This window comes from Bradyrhizobium sp. P2_E8 (assembly GCF_056403875.1).
The window spans coordinates 1-3,485 of the sequence record NZ_JBFUES010000878.1; the positions used below are offsets into that span (position 1 = coordinate 1).

Below are 3,485 nucleotides of genomic sequence, written 5' to 3' on the forward strand. Positions count from 1 at the left end.
CGCTCGACCAGGCCGACCCGGAAATCGCTGCCGCCATCAAGGGCGAGCTCGGCCGGCAGCGCCATGAGGTCGAGCTGATCGCCTCCGAGAACATCGTCAGCCGAGCCGTGCTGGAAGCGCAGGGTTCGGTGATGACCAACAAATATGCGGAAGGTTATCCGGGCGCGCGCTACTACGGCGGTTGTGAGTGGGTCGACGTCGCCGAGAACCTCGCGATCGACCGCGCCAAGAAGCTGTTTGGCGCGGGCTTCGCCAATGTGCAGCCGAACTCCGGCAGCCAGATGAACCAGGCGGTGTTCCTGGCGCTGCTCCAGCCCGGCGACACCTTCATGGGCCTCGACCTCGCCGCCGGCGGCCATCTCACCCACGGCTCCCCCGTCAACATGAGCGGCAAGTGGTTCAAGGCTGCGCACTACACCRTGCGCCGCGAGGACCAGATCATCGACATGGATGCGGTGCAGAAACAGGCCGAAGAGATCAAGCCGAAGCTGATCGTCGCCGGCGGCTCGGCCTATTCGCGTGCCTGGGACTTCAAGCGTTTCCGTGAGATCGCGGACAGCGTCGGCGCGTACCTGCTGGTCGACATGGCGCACTTCGCCGGCCTCGTCGCCGGTGGTGTGCATGCCTCGCCCGTGCCGTATGCCCACGTCACCACCACCACGACGCACAAGTCGCTGCGCGGTCCGCGCGGCGGACTGATCCTCTCCAACGACGAGGTGCTCGCCAAGAAGCTCAACTCGGCGATCTTCCCGGGCCTCCAGGGCGGCCCCCTGATGCATGTGATCGCGGCGAAGGCGGTCGCCTTCGGCGAGGCGCTGCGTCCGGACTTCAAGGTCTATGCGAGGAACGTCGTCGAGAACGCCAAGGCGCTGGCCGAGGCGATGAAGAGCCACGGGTTCGATATTGTGTCCGGCGGCACCGATAACCATCTGATGCTGGTCGACCTCAGGCCGAAGGGCCTGAAGGGCAACGTCTCGGAGAAGGCGCTGGTCCGCGCAGCCATCACCTGCAACAAGAACGGCATTCCCTTCGATCCCGAAAAGCCCTTCGTCACCTCCGGCTTGCGTCTCGGCACGCCGGCCGCGACCACCCGTGGCTTCGGCGTCGCTGAATTCCAGCAGGTCGGCGGCATGATCGCCGAGGTTCTCAACGCGATCGCGCAGTCCGACGACGGCAAGGCGCCGCTGGTGGAAGCCGCGATCAAGGAACGGGTCAAGGCGCTCACCGACCGGTTCCCGATCTACCAGTAAGGCTAGGCCAAGCGGATGCGCTGCCCGAACTGCAACAGTCTCGATACGCAGGTAAAGGACTCGCGTCCGACCGAGGACTCGTCCGTGATCCGCAGGCGGCGCGTTTGCGTCGCCTGCAATTTCCGCTTCACCACCTTCGAGCGCGTGCAGCTGCGCGAGCTCACGGTGATCAAGCGCAACGGCCGCCGCGTGCCGTTCGACCGCGACAAGCTGATGCGCTCGGTGTCGATCTCCTTGCGCAAGCGCCAGGTCGAGCCGGAGCGGGTGGAGAAAATGGTCTCCACCATCGTGCGCGAGCTCGAGACCGGGGGCGAGGCCGAGATCTCCTCCGAGGTGATCGGCGAGACCGTGATGGAGCATCTGCGCACGCTCGACGACGTCGCCTATGTGCGCTTCGCCTCGGTCTACCGCAATTTCCGTGAGGCCAAGGATTTCGCCGACGTGCTCGGCGAGCTTTCCGGCGAGGAGGAAGCGCGGCTCGCCGCGATCCGCAAATGATCTTCCGCATTCTGGAGGATCAGTTCGCGCAGAAGATCCGCGAATCCAAGGACGCCGATCGCCGCTTCATGCAGCTSGCGCTGGCGCTCGGCCGGCGCGGGCAGGGGCGGACCTGGCCCAATCCGGCCGTCGGCGCCGTCATCGTGAAAGATGGCGTCATCGTCGGCCGCGGCTGGACGCAACCCGGCGGACGTCCGCATGGCGAGCCCGAAGCGCTGCGGCAGGCGGGTGAGGCGGCGCGCGGGGCCACGCTCTACGTCACGCTCGAGCCCTGCTCGCATTTCGGCAAGTCGCCGCCTTGTGCGGACGCGGTGATGGCCGCCGGCATCACGCGCGTGGTGGCGGCGATCGAGGATCCCAATCCTGAAGTCGCGGGCCAGGGCCATGCCCGTCTGCGCGCCGCCGGCATCACGGTGGACGTCGGCCTGTGCGCGGCGGAGGCCGCCTTCGACCACGCCGGTCATTTCCGCCGCATCCGTGACAAGCGCCCGCATGTGATCCTGAAGCTCGCGGTCTCGCCCGACGGCAAGATCGGCGCCGCCGGCGGCAAGCCGGTTGCGATCACCGGCGAAGCTGTGCGCGACCGCGTGCATCTGCTTCGCGCGCAGAGCGATGCCATCCTGGTCGGCATCGGCACGGTGCTGGCGGATGATCCGCTTCTCACCTGCCGTCTGCCGGGCATGGCGGCGCGCTCGCCGGTGCGCGTGGTGCTCGACCAGAGCCTGCGCATCCCCGCATCGAGCCAGCTCGTGCGCTCCGCGCGTGAGACGCCGCTGTGGGTGGCGGGCTCCGAACTCGCCGAGGCTGCGGCCGCCATGCGGCTTGGAGCCGCCGGTGCGCAGATCATCCGCATACCGGCGGGAAACGCCTCCGGGCTCGATCTGCCGGCCGTGCTGCATGCGCTGGCCGGGAAAGGCATCTCGCGGTTGATGGTGGAGGGCGGCAGCCGCGTTGCGGCTTCCTTCGTGGCGGCCGATCTCGTCGACGAGATCTGGCTGTTCCGCGGCGCGGAAGAGGTGGGCAGTCGCGGCGTCGATGCGCTCGATGCATTGCCCCTGTCGAAAATCACGCAGTCGCAGGCCTACAAGGTTCATGCTAGCGAAACATTCGACAAGGATACTCTCACCATCTACGAGCGCGCCTAACATGTTCACCGGCATTGTCACCGATCTCGGCGAGATCGTCAGCTTCACGCCAACGGCGCAGGGCCAGTTGCACCGGCTGCGCATCGCCTGCCGCTATGACCAGTCCACCATTGCCGATGGTGCCTCGATCGCCTGCAATGGCGTCTGTCTGACGGTCGTCGCTTCAGGTGTCGAGGGCGGCAAAACCTGGTTCGACGTCGATGCGGCCGCCGAGACGCTGGCGCTGACGACGGCAAAGCATTGGAAGGTCGGCACAGTGACCGGCGGATAAAGTTCGTCATGCGCGGGCTTGACCCGCGCATCCATCCTCTTAAGAGGGGCTTGCCCGACGGATTGCCGGGGCAAGCCCGGCAATGACAGAATAGGTTGACCATGGCAGACGCGCGGCGCGCACCCCTGAAGGACCAGACCGACATTTCCGGCGCACGTGCGCTGATTGTCGAGGCGCGGTTCTATGACGATCTCCAGGACGCGCTATTGGACGGTGCGGTGGCCGAGCTGAAGGCCGCCGGCCTGACGCATGACGTCATCACGGTTCCCGGCGCGCTGGAGATCCCGGCGGCGGTGGCCATTGCGGTGGATGCCGCAGCGG

4 protein-coding genes and 1 pseudogene are annotated in these 3,485 nt (G+C 66.8%); all 5 read left to right on the forward strand.

The genetic code is table 11. From position 1 onward, the window contains the following. The coding region (gene glyA, locus AC1D00_RS33555) for a serine hydroxymethyltransferase (RefSeq protein WP_477013622.1) at nt 1-1,250 on the forward strand (1,250 nt) is incomplete at its 5' end. 15 nt (nt 1,251-1,265) lie between these two features. Beyond that, nucleotides 1,266-1,748, forward strand: a complete 483-nt coding sequence (gene nrdR, locus AC1D00_RS33560) for a transcriptional regulator NrdR (protein WP_007603426.1) — start codon at nt 1,266-1,268, stop codon at nt 1,746-1,748. Continuing rightward, complete coding sequence (ribD, locus tag AC1D00_RS33565; protein ID WP_477013623.1) at nt 1,745-2,893, forward strand: bifunctional diaminohydroxyphosphoribosylaminopyrimidine deaminase/5-amino-6-(5-phosphoribosylamino)uracil reductase RibD; 1,149 nt, start codon at nt 1,745-1,747, stop codon at nt 2,891-2,893. Before nrdR ends, ribD begins: the two co-directional genes overlap by 4 nt. Nucleotide 2,894: 1 nt before the next feature. Then, nucleotides 2,895-3,149: pseudogene (locus AC1D00_RS33570) on the forward strand (riboflavin synthase family protein); the annotation flags it as partial. 116 nt (nt 3,150-3,265) lie between these two features. After that, nucleotides 3,266-3,485 (forward strand): 6,7-dimethyl-8-ribityllumazine synthase (locus AC1D00_RS33575; protein ID WP_477013624.1); only part of this gene is annotated, 220 nt, incomplete at its 3' end.

Excerpts from the sequence above, each read along its gene's own strand:
- nrdR (WP_007603426.1), top strand. The coding sequence starts at position 1,266 with ATGCGCTGCCCGAACTGCAACAGTCTCGATACGCAGGTAAAGGACTCG.